Origin of the sequence: Streptomyces sp. NPDC100445 (assembly GCF_044759735.1) — a bacterium.
Classification (GTDB): Bacteria; Actinomycetota; Actinomycetes; order Streptomycetales; family Streptomycetaceae; genus Streptomyces.
Window position 1 is genome coordinate 34,998 of sequence record NZ_JBIVZV010000005.1, and the last position, 13,170, is coordinate 48,167.

General features: G+C 72.6%; 18 protein-coding genes. 6 read left to right on the plus strand and 12 right to left on the minus strand.

The window, feature by feature from the left end:
• Positions 1–63: 63 nt before the first annotated feature.
• From ACIQVT_RS14190 to ACIQVT_RS14215, 6 genes are all read right to left on the minus strand, one after another.
• Positions 64–1,515, minus strand: a complete 1,452-nt coding sequence (locus tag ACIQVT_RS14190) for an ATP-binding protein (protein WP_403751881.1) — start codon at positions 1,513–1,515, stop codon at positions 64–66.
• Positions 1,512–2,246 (minus strand): response regulator transcription factor, encoded by a 735-nt coding sequence (locus ACIQVT_RS14195; protein WP_403751883.1) that lies wholly within the window; start codon positions 2,244–2,246, stop codon positions 1,512–1,514. Before ACIQVT_RS14195 ends, ACIQVT_RS14190 begins: the two co-directional genes overlap by 4 nt.
• A 91-nt stretch (positions 2,247–2,337) precedes the next feature.
• Complete coding sequence (locus ACIQVT_RS14200) at positions 2,338–2,574, minus strand: hypothetical protein (RefSeq protein WP_403751885.1); 237 nt, start codon at positions 2,572–2,574, stop codon at positions 2,338–2,340.
• A gap of 58 nt (positions 2,575–2,632) precedes the next feature.
• A complete protein-coding gene (locus tag ACIQVT_RS14205; RefSeq protein WP_403751887.1) occupies positions 2,633–3,670 on the minus strand; it encodes a S1C family serine protease in 1,038 nt (345 codons plus the stop codon).
• A 99-nt stretch (positions 3,671–3,769) separates the two neighbouring features.
• On the minus strand, positions 3,770–4,795 hold the full coding sequence (locus ACIQVT_RS14210; RefSeq protein ID WP_403751889.1) for a LacI family DNA-binding transcriptional regulator: 1,026 nt from the start codon (positions 4,793–4,795) through the stop codon (positions 3,770–3,772).
• 98 nt (positions 4,796–4,893) lie between these two features.
• Complete coding sequence (locus ACIQVT_RS14215) at positions 4,894–5,691, minus strand: winged-helix domain-containing protein (protein WP_403751891.1); 798 nt, start codon at positions 5,689–5,691, stop codon at positions 4,894–4,896.
• Between the two features lie 181 nt (positions 5,692–5,872).
• On the opposite strand from ACIQVT_RS14215, the gene ACIQVT_RS14220 reads away from it, so the two are divergent.
• From ACIQVT_RS14220 to ACIQVT_RS14230, 3 genes are read left to right on the plus strand one after another with little or no spacing between them, the layout of a single operon-like run.
• Positions 5,873–6,724 (plus strand): alpha/beta hydrolase, encoded by an 852-nt coding sequence (locus ACIQVT_RS14220; protein ID WP_403751893.1) that lies wholly within the window; start codon positions 5,873–5,875, stop codon positions 6,722–6,724.
• A gap of 56 nt (positions 6,725–6,780) precedes the next feature.
• Positions 6,781–7,035 carry a MoaD/ThiS family protein gene (locus ACIQVT_RS14225; RefSeq protein ID WP_403751895.1) on the plus strand — a complete coding sequence of 85 codons (255 nt, stop codon included), beginning with the start codon at positions 6,781–6,783 and terminating at the stop codon, positions 7,033–7,035.
• 3 nt (positions 7,036–7,038) lie between these two features.
• Positions 7,039–8,250 carry a hypothetical protein gene (locus ACIQVT_RS14230; RefSeq protein WP_403751897.1) on the plus strand — a complete coding sequence of 404 codons (1,212 nt, stop codon included), beginning with the start codon at positions 7,039–7,041 and terminating at the stop codon, positions 8,248–8,250.
• Positions 8,251–8,278: 28 nt separating this feature from the next.
• On the opposite strand, the gene ACIQVT_RS14235 is transcribed toward ACIQVT_RS14230, so the two are convergent.
• The gene (locus ACIQVT_RS14235; RefSeq protein WP_403751899.1) at positions 8,279–8,641 is read right to left on the minus strand and encodes a DUF397 domain-containing protein; all 363 of its coding nucleotides are present in this window, start codon (positions 8,639–8,641) and stop codon (positions 8,279–8,281) included.
• Positions 8,629–9,465, minus strand: a complete 837-nt coding sequence (locus ACIQVT_RS14240; RefSeq protein WP_403751901.1) for a helix-turn-helix transcriptional regulator — start codon at positions 9,463–9,465, stop codon at positions 8,629–8,631. The genes ACIQVT_RS14235 and ACIQVT_RS14240 overlap by 13 nt, the downstream gene beginning before the upstream one ends.
• A gap of 166 nt (positions 9,466–9,631) precedes the next feature.
• Between ACIQVT_RS14240 and ACIQVT_RS14245 the strand changes: the two genes are divergently transcribed.
• A complete protein-coding gene (locus ACIQVT_RS14245; RefSeq protein ID WP_403751903.1) occupies positions 9,632–10,033 on the plus strand; it encodes a hypothetical protein in 402 nt (133 codons plus the stop codon).
• A complete protein-coding gene (locus tag ACIQVT_RS14250; protein ID WP_403751905.1) occupies positions 10,030–10,308 on the plus strand; it encodes a hypothetical protein in 279 nt (92 codons plus the stop codon). Before ACIQVT_RS14245 ends, ACIQVT_RS14250 begins: the two co-directional genes overlap by 4 nt.
• Positions 10,309–10,401: 93 nt before the next feature.
• On the opposite strand, the gene ACIQVT_RS14255 is transcribed toward ACIQVT_RS14250, so the two are convergent.
• The 4 genes from ACIQVT_RS14255 to ACIQVT_RS14270 form a co-directional block, all read right to left on the minus strand.
• Positions 10,402–10,689, minus strand: coding sequence for a DUF1416 domain-containing protein (locus tag ACIQVT_RS14255; protein WP_121788100.1), 288 nt, complete (start codon positions 10,687–10,689; stop codon positions 10,402–10,404).
• A gap of 47 nt (positions 10,690–10,736) precedes the next feature.
• Entirely contained in the window at positions 10,737–11,582 is an 846-nt protein-coding gene (locus ACIQVT_RS14260; RefSeq protein ID WP_403751907.1) for a sulfurtransferase, read from the minus strand.
• A gap of 125 nt (positions 11,583–11,707) precedes the next feature.
• Positions 11,708–11,788, minus strand: a complete 81-nt coding sequence (locus ACIQVT_RS14265; protein WP_351055874.1) for an Ms5788A family Cys-rich leader peptide — start codon at positions 11,786–11,788, stop codon at positions 11,708–11,710.
• A 213-nt stretch (positions 11,789–12,001) separates the two neighbouring features.
• On the minus strand, positions 12,002–12,739 hold the full coding sequence (locus tag ACIQVT_RS14270; protein ID WP_403752963.1) for a DUF2993 domain-containing protein: 738 nt from the start codon (positions 12,737–12,739) through the stop codon (positions 12,002–12,004).
• A 140-nt stretch (positions 12,740–12,879) separates the two neighbouring features.
• Between ACIQVT_RS14270 and ACIQVT_RS14275 the strand changes: the two genes are divergently transcribed.
• The gene (locus tag ACIQVT_RS14275) at positions 12,880–13,143 is read left to right on the plus strand and encodes a DUF3099 domain-containing protein (RefSeq protein WP_403751909.1); all 264 of its coding nucleotides are present in this window, start codon (positions 12,880–12,882) and stop codon (positions 13,141–13,143) included.
• The last annotated feature ends 27 nt before the right edge of the window (positions 13,144–13,170 follow it).

Sequence of the window (13,170 nt, forward strand, 5' to 3'; positions counted from 1 at the left end):
GTCCCCGGGCAGCGGTAGGCCGGGGTTCGCCGCGCCCGCGCCGGGGCCGGCGGTGCCCCCCGCTCAGCCGGCGGGTGTGTCCGGCGGCGGGGTCGGGGCCCCGGGCAGCCGTACGGTCACCAGCGTGCCGCCGCCCTCGGCGCGGGCCAGGGTGACCTCGCCGCCCGCCTGCCGCACCGTACGGGCCACGATCGACAGGCCGAGGCCCGATCCTGGCAGGGCGCGGGCGCTGGGGGAGCGCCAGAACCGGTCGAAGACGTAGGGCAGTTCGTCCTCGGGGATGCCGGGGCCGTGGTCGCGGACCGTGAGCACGCCCCCGTCCAGCCGCACGTCGACCGTGCCGTGTCCGGGGCTGAACTTCACCGCGTTGTCGAGGATGTTGACGACCGCCCGCTCCAGCGCGGAGGGTTCCGCCCGGACGAACCAGGGCTTCAGGTCGGCGGTGATCTCCAGTTCCGGGCCGCGCAGCCGGGCCCGGCGCAGGGCCGCCTCGACCGCGTCCTGGAACCCGGTGACCTGGACCCGCTCGCCGCGCTGGGTCTCCGTGCGGGACAGCTCCTGGAGGTCGCCGATGAGCGCGGCCAGCTCGGTCATCTGCGCCTTCACCGAGGCGAGCAGCGCCTTGCGGTCGGCCGGCGGGATCGGGCGGCCGGTCTCCTCGCTGCGGCTGAGGAGTTCGATGTTCGTCCGCAACGACGTCAGCGGGGTGCGCAGCTCGTGCCCGGCGTCCGCGATCAGCTGCTGCTGGAGGTCGCGGGAGCTGGCCAGGGAGGCGGTCATCGAGTTGAACGACCGGGAGAGCCGGGCCACCTCGTCCTCGCTGTCGTCCCGCACGGGGATGCGGATCGTCAGGTCCTCGGTGCGGGCCACGTGCTCGACGGCCTCGGTGAGCTTGTCCACCGGGCGCAGCCCGGCCCGGGCGACCGCGAGACCGGCGGCCCCGGCGCCGACGACACCGATCGCGGACACCAGGAGCAGGACCAGGGCGAGGTCGTTGAGGGTCTTCTCGGTGCTCTTCAGGGGCAGGGCGACCAGCACGCCGATGTTGGGTCCGCGTCCGCCGCTCGTGGTGGCGGTCGGGCCGAACGGCTGGGTGAGCACGCGCAGCTCGTTGCCCTCGCTGTCGGTGCCGTTGCGGAAGTAGATGACGCGGGGCTTGAGGTCCTTGATCTCGGACTTGTCGCCCCCGGTGACCCTGATCCGGCCCGAGGCGCCGCCGAACAGGCAGATCCGGCCGTCCTCGGTGACCACCTGGGAGTACCGGTCCCGGAACAGGCCGTCGCTGGGCGGGGTGTCGGTGCAGTTGTAGAGGGTGTCCCGGAGCTGGTCCGTCTGCGTCGTGGCCCGCAGCGACTTCTTCAGGTCCTCGTCGAGCTGGTCGTACAGCTTGCCCTGCACGAGGAACCAGCACGTCACCGAGACCGCCGCCACCGCGAACGCGACCGCCGCGGCGACCAGCATCGCCAGCCGGGCCCGCATCGGCAGGGCCCGGTACCGGCGCACCAGCTGCTTCACTCGGCGCCGCCCTGGCGCAGCACGTACCCCACCCCGCGCACGGTGTGCACGAGGCGGGGCTCGCCGCCGGCCTCGGTCTTGCGCCGCAGGTACATGACGTAGACGTCGAGGGAGTTGGAGGACGGCTCGAAGTCGAAGCCCCAGACGGCCTTGAGGATCTGCTCGCGGGTGAGGACCTGGCGCGGGTGGGCCATGAACATCTCCAGGAGCGTGAACTCGGTGCGGGTCAGTTCCACCTGCCGGGTGCCGCGTGTCACCTCCCGGGTCGTCAGGTCCATGCGCAGGTCGCCGAAGGTGAGCGCGTCGTCCTGCTGGGCCTCGGCGGACACGGTCACCGCGTAGGAGCTGCGGCGCAGCAGCGCGCGGATGCGGGCGAAGAGCTCGTCCAGCTCGAACGGTTTGACCAGGTAGTCGTCCGCGCCGGCGTCCAGGCCGGTGACCCGGTCGCCGACCGTGTCGCGGGCGGTGAGCATCAGGATGGGGGTGGTGTCACCGGTGCCGCGGATGCGGCGGGCCGCGGTCAGGCCGTCCATGCGGGGCATCTGGATGTCGAGGACGACCAGGTCCGGCCGGTAGGCGGTGGACTTGTCCAGGGCGTCCGCGCCGTCGACGGCGACCTCGGTGTCGTACCCCTCGAAGGCGAGACTGCGCTGGAGTGCCTCGCGTACGGCCGGTTCGTCGTCGACGATCAGGATGCGCTGGGGGTCACGGTCGCCTTCGGCGGGGCTCATCGCTCGCGGTTCCTCGGGGTGTGGTGGGTGGGCCGGGTCGGGGGTCTCCAGCCTCGCACGGCCCCGGGCCGGACCGCGGGCGGACCGGGCCTCAGACGCCCAGCGTGCTCAGGCTGCGCATGGTGTTCAGCCGGTTCAGCGGGACCTTGCGCCGGTGCGGCCGGGCGGCGGAGGTGCGCAGGCCCATCAGCTCGGGGACGGGGGCGGGGGCGACCTCGGGGGCGCGGGTGTCCCCGGTGGCCGCGTGCAGCTCGTGCGCGACCGAGAGGGCGACGGTCAGGTCGGCCGGGCCGCGGCCCGCTTCCTGGTGCGAAACCTGCTGGATCATGACGTGCTCCCTGCTGGCTGGACGGACGCCGGCCGGACGGGTGCCGGCCGGGCGGGCGTCAGTTCTGAGCGCCCGACCGCAGCTTGGCCAGGTCGGACTTGACGGTGTCGACGGGGATGGCGAAGCCGAGGCCGACGCTGCCGGCGTCCGAGGACGAGGACGCCTGCGCGCCGGACGCGTACATCGCGGAGTTGATGCCGATGACGTGACCGCTCGCGTCGATGAGCGCGCCGCCGGAGTTGCCGGGGTTCAGGGACGCGTCGGTCTGGATGGCCTTGTACGTGGTGGTGGACGAGCCGGTGTCGCCGTTGAACTCGCGGCCGCCGAACTGGAAGGGCCACTGCCCGTCGCCGCCCTGGCCCTGGCTCTGGCCCTGGCTCTGCTCGGTGGGCACGGTGACGTCCCGGTCCAGGGCGGAGACGATGCCGCTGGTGACGGTGCCGGTCAGACCCTCGGGGGAGCCGATCGCGACGACCGTGTCACCGACCTGGACGTCGGCGGAGTCGCCCAGCGCGGCCGTCCTCAGTCCCGAGGCGCCCTGGAGCTTGAGCAGGGCGAGGTCCTTGGAGCTGTCGGTGCCGACGACCCGGGCGGTGTACCTGCTGCCGTCGCTGGTGCGCACCTTGACGGAGGTGGCGCCGGCGATGACGTGGTTGTTGGTGACGACCTCGCCGCCGGAGGTGATGACCACACCCGAGCCGGTGGAGGTGCCGTCGGTGAGCGTCGCGTTGATCTCGACCACGCTGGGGCTGACCGCGGCGGCGATGGCGGCGACGTCGCCCCTCTTGGCGGCCGGCACCACGGTGGCGGTGCTGCCGGGGGCGGCGACGCCGTCCGTGCCGGTCAGCTCCTGGAAGGCGTAGGCGGTGCCGCCGCCGACGGCCGCCGCGACGATCGCGACCGCCGCCAGGAGCCCCACCGGCCTGCGGGCACGCTTGCCCGGCGCCGGCTCGGGCGTGGCGGCCGTCGCCGGCCGGTACGGCGGCGGGGGCGGCCACTCGGGGTTCACGGGAGCGGAGTAGCTGTGCTGCTGGGGGTGCGCGCCCTGCGGGCCGTCGTACCCGTACTCGCCGCTGTGGCGGATGCTCTCGGTCATGACTGAAGAGTCCCCCGCCACCATGAGAGCTTCCTGAGTGCTCCCTGAGAAGCCCGGCAGAACCTCCTTCGCCCGATATGAGAGCGCCGCGCGGGCCGGTCAGCCCAGGCAGCCGCAGGAGGTGCGCAGCACGAGCCGGGACGGGAAGGTCTTCAGCCGCTCGCGCCGCGACCCGGGGATGCGCAGGCCGTCGTCCAGCACCAGGTCGACCGCCGCCCGGGCCATCGCGGAGCGGTCGGAGGCGACCGTGGTCAGCGGCGGGTCGGCGAGCGCGGCCTCCTTGATGTCGTCGAAGCCGGCCACCGCGAGCTGCCCGGGCACGTCGATGCGCAGTTCGCGGGCGGCGCGCAGCAGGCCGATCGCCTGGTCGTCGGTGGAGCAGAACACCGCGGGCGGCCGGTGCGGGCCGGCGAGCAGTTCCAGGGCGACGCGGTAGGCGTCGTAGCGGTTGTACGGCGCCTCGAACAGCCGGCCCTCGGTGGGCAGGCCCGCCTCGGCCATGGCCCGGCGCCAGCCCTCGACGTGGTCGGAGACGGGGTCGCCGACGGCCGGTGTCTGGGCGGTGCCGCCCATGCAGGCGACGTACTCGTAGCCGTGTTCCAGCAGGTGGCGCACGGCGAGCTGGGCGCCGCCGAGGTCGTCCGTCACCACGGCGACGTCGTCGATGGCCTCCGGGCGTTCGTGCAGCAGCACCACCCGGGCGTCCCAGGCGTCGATCTCGGCGGCGGCGCTGTCGTTCAGCGCGTGGGAGACGAGGATGAGCCCGGAGACGCGCATGCCGAGGAAGGCGCGCAGGTAGTGGACCTCGCGCTCGCCGATGTAGTCGGTGTTGCCGACCAGGACCATTTTCCCGCGCTCGGAGGCGGCCTGCTCGACCGCGTGCGCCATCTCGCCGAAGAACGGCTGGCGGGCGTCGGGGATGATGAGCCCTATGAGGTCCGTGCGCCGGGACGCCATCGCCTGGGCGACCCGGTCGGGGCGGTACCCCAGCTCCTTGATCGCGGCGAGTACACGCTCGCGCGTGGCCGGGGCGACCGGCCGGGGTCCATTGTTGATGACATAACTGACGACGGCGGTGGAGGTCCCCGCCAGCCGTGCCACATCATCCCGAGTCACCTTGGCCACGCGCGGAGTCTACGCGGATTGACCGGCCCTGGGCAGGGAGTATCACATCCCGGCCGGGCGGGCCCGGGAGCCTGCCCGGACTCACCCGACGGGAGGCGCTAGGCGTCGGCGTGCAGCTCGACGCCGTCCAGGACGGCCGCCGCCGGGTCCGCCGGCTTCGCCCGGCCGGTCCCGGCCGGTGCCTCGCCGGCGGACCGGTCGGTCTTGTCGGCGGACCGCTCGGGCTTCTCGGGCGTGACGAAGCGGTAGCCGACGTTGCGCACGGTGCCGATCAGCGACTCGTGCTCCGGGCCCAGTTTGGCCCGCAGCCGTCGTACGTGCACGTCGACCGTGCGGGTGCCGCCGAAGTAGTCGTAGCCCCACACCTCCTGGAGCAGCTGGGCGCGGGTGAAGACCCGGCCCGGATGCTGGGCGAGGTACTTGAGCAGCTCGAACTCCTTGAAGGTCAGGTCCAGGACCCGGCCCTTGAGCTTCGCGGAGTAGGTCGCCTCGTCCACCGACAGGTCACCGTTGCGGATCTCCATCGGGGAGTCGTCGTTGACGATCTGCTGGCGGCCCATGGCCAGCCGCAGCCGGGCCTCGACCTCGGCGGGGCCCGCGGTGTCGAGGAGCACGTCGTCGATGCCCCAGTCGGCGGTGACGGCGGCGAGGCCGCCCTCGGTGACCACGAGGACCAGCGGACAGCCGGGTCCGGTGGAGCGCAGCAGCTGGCACAGGCTGCGCACCTGGGGGAGGTCGCGGCGGCCGTCGACCAGGATCACGTCGGCGCCCGGGGTGTCGACCAGTGCGGGGCCCTCCGCCGGGGCGACCCGCACGTTGTGCAGCAGCAGGCCGAGCGCGGGCAGCACCTCCGTCGACGGCTGGAGGGCGTTGGTCAGGAGCAGCAGAGAACTCATACGTCTGGTTCCTCCTCGGTCCCTGCGAGGACGTGTGCGGTGCGGCACTGCTCCGCGATCCCGAAGGCCCCGTACACCGGCGGTCACCTGAGGTTTCCCGCTTCGTATACAACGCTTCCGAAAGCACGAAAGGACCCGGGGGCTACGCTGCCCGAGTCCTCTGCCCAGCAGAATAGCCCACATGAGCAACCGTCCGGCAGGTCATGTGGCAGGTTCCACCATTCGTCCGAATGCCGAGACAGGCAGACGGGGCCCTATCCGGACGTTTCTGCGCACGGCCGACGGGGTCGCGGTCGAGGCCGTATACGATCCCGGCGCCGCCGCGCCCGCCGGGCTCCCCGACGCCTCCCGGACACCCGCCGGTGACCTGGTGTTCGTGGTCGCCCACGGGTTCACCGGGGACGTGGACCGGCCGCACGTGCGCCGGGTGGCACGGGTCCTGCGCGCGCACGGCGCGGTCGTCACCTTCTCCTTCCGCGGCCACGGACGCTCCGGCGGCCGGTCCACCGTCGGTGACCGGGAGGTGCTGGACCTCACCGCCGCCGTGGACTGGGCCCGCCGCCTCGGGCACGCGCGCGTGGTGACCGTCGGCTTCTCCATGGGCGGCTCGGTGGTCCTGCGGCACGCGGCGCTGCACCCGGGCACGGTCGACGCGGTGGTCTCGGTGAGTTCGCCGGCCCGCTGGTACTACCGGGGCACGGCCCCGATGCGCCGCCTGCACTGGCTGGTCACCCGCCCCGCCGGCCGCCTGGTCGGCCGTTACGGGCTGCGCACGCGCATCCACCACCGGGACTGGGACCCCGTCCCGCTCTCTCCGGTGCAGGCGGTCTCGCGGATCGCGCCGGTCCCGCTGCTGGTCGTGCACGGCGACCGCGACGGCTACTTCCCGCTCGACCATCCCCGGATGCTCGCCGAGGCGGCCGGTGACCACGGAGAACTGTGGGTCGAGGCGGGCATGGGCCACGCGGAGAACGCGGCGGACGACGCCCTGCTGGCCCGGATCGGGGCCTGGGCGGTGTCGGCGGCGGGCTAGCCTGACCCCACACTGTCTTTGTCCATGTCTTTTCCTGCCGTCGAGTGAGGATCGAGATGCCCAAGGTCACGGTGCGGTACTGGGCCGCCGCCAAGGCCGCGGCCCAGGTCGCCGAGGAGCCGTACGAGGCGGAGACGCTGGCCGACGCGCTGGCCGCCGTGCGCGTGCGCCACCCCGGTGAGCTGACGCGCGTGCTGGAGCGGTGCTCCTTCCTCGTCGACGGCGACCCGGCCGGGACCCGCGCGCATGAGACGGTACGGCTGGCCGAGGGCGGCACGGTCGAGGTGCTCCCGCCGTTCGCAGGAGGGTGAGCGATGACCGACCAGCCGTATCAGGGCGGCCCCTACGAGGGCTACGACCACCAGCAGCAGCCCCAGCACTGGCCCGGGCACGAGCCGCAGCACGACCAGCGGCACGGGCACGATCCCGAACTGACCCAGCAGTGGCAGGGCCGGACCTGGGAGACGCAGACGCACGCGCCGGTGCCGGACCCGGCGTACCAGCAGGAGCACTACCCGCAGTCCCCGTACCCCCAGTCGTACGAGGGCTCGTACGGCGACGGGTCCTACGGTGACGGTTCGTACGGCGGCGGCTCGTACGCCGGTGGTTCGTACGGTGGTGGCCCCTACGACCAGCCTCACGCGCCCGCGCAGCACCCCGAGCCGGCCCCGGCCGCGGCCCAGGTCCCGGCGCCCACGCCCGTGCCGGAGGCGGAGGCCGGGGCGGGACCCGAGTACGGCCCCGCCACCCTCGCCGGGAACGCGCGGATCACCGACGCCCAGCGGGCCCGGCTGGAGGGCCGCTCGCCGGTCATCGAGCCCGGCATGCAGCCGGCGGCGCTCACCGCGGTGCTGGGCCTGCTGCTGGCCGTCACCGCGCCGGTCGCCTCGTACGCCCTCGTCGTACCGCTCGTGGTGCTCCAGGCGGTGACGGCGGCCGGCTGGTTCCGGCTGAACGGCATGTGGCCGGCCCGGCAGGGCATCGCGCTGGCCTTCGCGGGCGCGCTGACCGCCGACGTGGCCGTCCTCGCGGCCGGCCGCGACCACGCACTGGTGGCCATCCTGGGCTCGCTCGGCCTGTGGGTCCTGCTCTCCCTCGTCCTCCAGCTGCGCTCGCACGCCTCGCCCGACGAGCGGATCTACGGCCTGATGGCGACGGTCGCCTCGGCGGCGCTCGCCGTACTGGCCACCGGCTTCCTCGCCGCCGACACGCACGCGGTGTCGGTGGGCGCGGTCGCGGTCGCGGTCGCCGTCCTCGCCCGCGCCCTGCCCCTGCCGACCCCGGCGTCGGTCGTGGTGGCCGTGCTGGCGGCGGCGGGCGCGGGGATCGCGGCCGGCGCGATGACCGGCTTCGGCACGAAGGGCGCGCTGCTGGGCGGCGCCGCCGGGGTGTGCGCGCTGATCGGCCACCGGGTGGCGAGCTACGACTACCCGTCCCGCTTCGTCCACTTCACCGCGGGCGTCGCCCTGCCCCTCTCGGCGGCGGCACCGGTGGTGTGGCTGCTGGGCCGCGCCCTGGGCCACTGAACCCGTCCGGCGGCCTTCGCGGCGAACCTCAGCCGAGCGGGTGCTCGTGTTTGACGCCGGCCACGAAGGCCACCCAGGTGGCCGCCCCGAAGACGAGTGCGGCGCGGGCGGGGGCCTTGCTGTCGCGGACGGGGACGACGGAGGGGAGGTTGTCGGCGACTTCCAGGCACTGGCCGCCGTCCGAGTTGCTGTAGCTGCTCCTACGCCGGTCCGCGTCCAGGAAGTCGTCGGAGACCTCGACGCAGTCGCCGCCCGTAGTGTTGCTGCGGCTGCTCTTGCGCCAGCCGGCGGCGCGGAGGAAGTCGTCGGAGACTTCGACGCATTCGCCGCCGCTCGTGTTGCTGTAGCTGCTCCTGCGCCACGTCACGCTTCTCATGTCTATGGCTCGCACGGCATTTCCTCCAGCGTCCGCAGGATGAAGTGGCGCGACTCGGCCGGGGACAGCGCGAGGTCGCGCATCGCATCGTACCTACGCTGTAGCAGCTCAACTGAGACGTTTTCTTCCAGCAGTTCGCCACGCAGGTCGTTCTCGGTGTAGGCGACCGTACGGCCGTCGAGCAACCGCAGGAACATCACGGCGGTGTTCAGCAAGCCGTGCAGACCAGCGCTGAACGGCAGTACCTGGAGCGTGATGTTCGGGCGCTCGGCGGCCTCCGCCAAGTACGACAACTGCTCCCGCCAGGCCTGGACATCGCGCAGCGTCGTGCGCAGCACCGTCTCGGAGATGATGCCGCGGAAAGGCGGAGGGTCGTCACCATCGAGCAGAGGGCGTCGTCCCAGTCGGGCTTCCACCTGCTGGTCCAGTTCGGCTCCCTTGAGCCAGCCCGCGCTGAGCGCCTCACGCGCGTAACCGGCTGTCTGGAGCAGTCCCGGCGGCGCACTCACCGCGTAGTGCCACAGGCTCACCGCCTCGGCCTCCAGCACCATGTACCGCCGGTACTGCTCCCTGAACTGGGTGGGGTCGGCGACCGCCAGTTCCCAGAGGGTCACCAGTAGGCCCGGTGTCGCGTAGTACTGGTCCAGGGCCTGTACGACCTCCGGGCCGCCCAGGGTCTGGCCGCTCTCCATCTTGGAGAACTGGGACGAGTCCCAGCCCACCTCCTTGGCGAGGTCCCGCAGGGACAGGCCGCGTTCGCCGCGCAGGCGCCGCAGTTCCTCGGTGAACCGCGCCCTCGGCTCCTGGCTCCGTCCGGTGATCACCAGCCGTTGAGGCATCGCACTCCTGTTGAATTTGTTGAATTTGGTGGCCGCAACGTTGAATTTGGGCCTCTCAACAGCTCAAACGCGCTTTCCGTGGGCCATGCTCGTAGGCATTCCGGACACGCAGGGTAGTCCTACGTATGCGCTGCGCTCAGGCGTTCATGGAAAGGAGCAGGCCGCGATGACAACGACGTCGGAGCCCCACGAGCCGGGGAGCCTCCTCTACGACCCGGCCACCGACAGGGTCGGCGAGTACCGCGACCGGGCCGGCCCGTACGCGTTGCTGCGCCCCGTCGGCGGTGGGGTGGAGTGGGAGGCCGATCCGGGCACCCTGCGCCCGGCCACCGACCGGGAGCGGCTCTGCGCGAGTGTCCGGGCCGTCAACCGCCGTGCCGGGGCGCTGCCTTCGCTGCCCGCGCCGCTGGACGACGTCAGCCGGCCGCCGCGTCCGGTGCCGGGCTGTGCCGTGTGCGCGGAGCTGGCCGGGCGGCGGGAGGAGGCGCGGGCGGCGTTCGACCGCAGTGCCGAGACCGATGTGAACGTGCTGCTGCGCCAGCACCAGCGGCAGGAGCACCGCGCGTGACGGGGACCGGGGGGCTGCCGTACGAGGAGTGCCGACGGTGGGGGCGGCGTTCGCCGCGGGACGCGGTGGGCCCGTGGCCGGCCTACGCGCTGCCGCCGTTCCGACCACCCGCGTGGGAGGACCCGCTCAGTGGCCCCGTGTTCCGGCCGAGCCCCGCGCGCCGGGCCCGGCGGCGACCGGCCGGCGGGGCGGTGGTGAGCGGCGTGCTCACCGCGCTGTGTGCCGCCGCGCTGCTCGTGACCGTGGTCCTCGCGGCCGTCCGGACGCGCGGCTGACCGGGGCCGGGGGCGGCCGAAGGGCCGCACCCCCACTGGCGTCCAACCCAGGGGGTGCGGCCCTTCGACCTCGGCGAGTCGCGCGAGGGCGGCTCAGACCGCGATGGCGACCTCGGCCAGGCCGCCCTGCTGGGCGACGACCGTGCGGTCGGCCGTGCCGCCCGGGATCAGCGCCCGCACGGTCCACGTGCCCTCGGCCGCGTAGAAGCGGAACTGGCCGGTCGCGGAGGTGGGTACCTCGGCGGTGAACTCGCCGGTCGAGTCGAGCAGTCGGACGTACCCGACCACCGGCTCGCCGTCGCGGGTCACCTGGCCCTGGATCGTGGTCTCACCGGGCTTGACGGTCGAGGCGTCCGGGCCGCCGGCCTTCGCTCCACACATGTCTGTCTCTCCAGAGGTGTCTGACCGGGGAGGCCGGTCGGGATGGGTTACTTGCCGGAGCCGAGTTCGATCGGCACGCCGACGAGGGAGCCGTACTCGGTCCAGGAGCCGTCGTAGTTCTTGACGTTCTCCACGCCCAGCAGCTCGTGCAGCACGAACCAGGTCAGGGCCGAGCGCTCACCGATGCGGCAGTAGGCGATGGTGTCCTTGGCCAGGTCGACGTCCTCGGCGGCGTAGAGGGCCTTGAGGTCCTCGTCCGACTTGAACGTGCCGTCGTCGTCGGCGTTCTTCGACCACGGGATGTTCTTGGCGCTCGGCACGTGCCCCGGACGCTGCGACTGCTCCTGCGGCAGGTGCGCCGGGGCGAGCAGCTTGCCGGAGAACTCGTCGGGCGAGCGGACGTCGACCAGGTTCTGGGCGCCGATCGCGGCGACGACGTCGTCCCGGAAGGCGCGGATCGCCTTGTTCTGCGGCTTGGCGGAGTACTCGGTCTTCGGGCGCTCGGGGACCTCGTCACCGGGGACCAGCTCGCGGGCGTCCAGCTCCCACTTCTTGCGGCCGCCGTCGAGGAGCTTGACGTTGTCGTGGCCGTACAGCTTGAAGTACCAGTAGGCGTACGACGCGAACCAGTTGTTGTTGCCGCCGTAGAGGATCACCGTGTGGTCGTTGGCGATGCCCTTCTCCGACAGGAGCTTCTCGAAGCCCTCCTGGTCGACGAAGTCACGGCGGACCGGGTCCTGGAGGTCCTTGGTCCAGTCGATGCGGATCGCGTTGCGGATGTGGTTCTTCTCGTAGGCGGACGTGTCCTCGTCCACCTCGACGATCGCGATGGTCGGGTCGTCCAGGTGCTCCTGGAGCCAGTCGGCGTCGACCAGGACGTCGCTGCGGCTCATGCTCTTTCTCCTCCGGGGCAGTTACGGCGGGGCGTGCGAAGTAGCGAGGGGCGCGCACTCGGTGCCCGAGCGGCGCGCGGAAGCCCTGACGACAGGGCGGTGAGATGCGGAAGCCTGGCTTCCGCTCAGAAGGGGCGACAGAGCATGGCGGCAACGCGGCACAGGTCCACTGCCCGCCGCTTCGTGAGATCCGCCTGTCGCCTCATGCCGACGATCGTAGGGAGGTACGGGCGGGCATGTCACCGCCGTGTCATATGTCGAGACGCGATCGTCCGAATGGCGGGATACGAGAGGCGCCCGGGGGTCCTCCGGGGACCTCCGGGCGCTCGCGCGGGTCACCGCGCCGGTCTGCGGGCCTGGCCGTCTCGCCAGTCGGACAATCGGTGTCCACCGGCGGTCCGGCCGCGGTGTCCGGTCGACTACCCCGCCAGCCGGACGTCCGAACCCTTCACACTGATCTTCACGCCGTCGGGCGCGGCCCGCACCTTGTCGAGCTTTATGCCGCCGGGCAGCCGGTCGATGGCCTGCTGGAAGTCGGTGATCTCGCGGACGCGGTTCTCGGCGAGTGCGGCGGGCCCCAGCTTGGGCAGCGAGTCCGCGTGCACCTCGACCCGGTCGTTGACCACGGCCACCGAGCTGAGCACCGACACCGTCTGCTTCAGCCCGAGGGACGAGACGGTCCCCTCCACCGCGACCTTGATCTTCCCGTTGCCGCCGTCGGAGAGCCCGACGATCCGGGCGGTGACCCCGGGGGCCACCTCGGTCGGCTCGGCCTTGACGGTCTTCAGCAGCTCGGCGTAGGAGACCGTCGCGGTGCCGGTCGCGCTCGCCGCCGTCGCGGAGCTGTAGTCACCGGAGAACGCGACGCCCTTCATGTGGGCCTTCAGACCGTCCACGCGGATGGTCTGCCCGGCCTTGCCGCTCTGCGCCTGGTAGTCGTCGATGCCGACCTCGACGTCGTCGAGGGAGCCGCCCGCCAGCTGGGTGAGGAACGGGAAGCCCTTGATGTCCACGTCCGGGGTGGAGGCCAGGTTCTCCGTCGCCTTCAGCTTGTCCGCCGCCTCACCCTCCGCGAAGTGCACGGCGACCCGGTCCGCGATCACGAACAGCCCGCCCAGGATCACGACGAGGATCAGCAGTATTCGCAGGGCGCGCATGTGGTGGTTCCCCCCGGGGTCGGTGGCGGTGATCGGGACGCGTACGTCCACGCCACGGTAACCCCGGGGTCCCGGAGGCACGGTCATTGTCGATCAGTTGTGACAGGGCCCGTCGGGCCCGTCGGCCCTACCCTGGAAGCATGTACGCCCGACGGCGGCACCTGTACTTCGCCATGATGGGGATCTGCATCGGCCTCTTCGTCCTGGCGTGGGGGGTCGTGCGCGTGTGGTCCGTGCCGGCGGCCGTCGGCATGTGCGTCATCGCCATGGTCATCCCGCCGGTCGCGGCGATGGTCGCCAACCGCCGGGGCCCGGACGACCGCTGGTGGGACGACCCCTCCGGGGACCCCGAGTCGGACGACTGGTGGGACGAACTGGACGGCCGCAAGCGCCCGCGCTCCTGACCGCCCGTTCCCCGAACCGGGCCGGCG

What these genes read in the sequence shown, in the direction of transcription:
- ACIQVT_RS14215 (WP_403751891.1), bottom strand. Translation starts at nt 5,691, where the DNA reads ATGAGTTCTCTGCTGCTCCTGACCAACGCCCTCCAGCCGTCGACGGAG.
- ACIQVT_RS14245 (WP_403751903.1), top strand. Translation starts at nt 9,632, where the DNA reads ATGACAACGACGTCGGAGCCCCACGAGCCGGGGAGCCTCCTCTACGAC.
- ACIQVT_RS14205 (WP_403751887.1), bottom strand. Translation starts at nt 3,670, where the DNA reads ATGACCGAGAGCATCCGCCACAGCGGCGAGTACGGGTACGACGGCCCG.
- ACIQVT_RS14200 (WP_403751885.1), bottom strand. Translation starts at nt 2,574, where the DNA reads ATGATCCAGCAGGTTTCGCACCAGGAAGCGGGCCGCGGCCCGGCCGAC.
- ACIQVT_RS14225 (WP_403751895.1), top strand. Translation starts at nt 6,781, where the DNA reads ATGCCCAAGGTCACGGTGCGGTACTGGGCCGCCGCCAAGGCCGCGGCC.
- ACIQVT_RS14220 (WP_403751893.1), top strand. Translation starts at nt 5,873, where the DNA reads ATGAGCAACCGTCCGGCAGGTCATGTGGCAGGTTCCACCATTCGTCCG.
- ACIQVT_RS14275 (WP_403751909.1), top strand. Translation starts at nt 12,880, where the DNA reads ATGTACGCCCGACGGCGGCACCTGTACTTCGCCATGATGGGGATCTGC.
- ACIQVT_RS14260 (WP_403751907.1), bottom strand. Translation starts at nt 11,582, where the DNA reads ATGAGCCGCAGCGACGTCCTGGTCGACGCCGACTGGCTCCAGGAGCAC.
- ACIQVT_RS14265 (WP_351055874.1), bottom strand. Translation starts at nt 11,788, where the DNA reads ATGAGGCGACAGGCGGATCTCACGAAGCGGCGGGCAGTGGACCTGTGC.
- ACIQVT_RS14270 (WP_403752963.1), bottom strand. Translation starts at nt 12,739, where the DNA reads ATGCGCGCCCTGCGAATACTGCTGATCCTCGTCGTGATCCTGGGCGGG.
- ACIQVT_RS14230 (WP_403751897.1), top strand. Translation starts at nt 7,039, where the DNA reads ATGACCGACCAGCCGTATCAGGGCGGCCCCTACGAGGGCTACGACCAC.
- ACIQVT_RS14255 (WP_121788100.1), bottom strand. Translation starts at nt 10,689, where the DNA reads ATGTGTGGAGCGAAGGCCGGCGGCCCGGACGCCTCGACCGTCAAGCCC.
- ACIQVT_RS14195 (WP_403751883.1), bottom strand. Translation starts at nt 2,246, where the DNA reads ATGAGCCCCGCCGAAGGCGACCGTGACCCCCAGCGCATCCTGATCGTC.
- ACIQVT_RS14240 (WP_403751901.1), bottom strand. Translation starts at nt 9,465, where the DNA reads ATGCCTCAACGGCTGGTGATCACCGGACGGAGCCAGGAGCCGAGGGCG.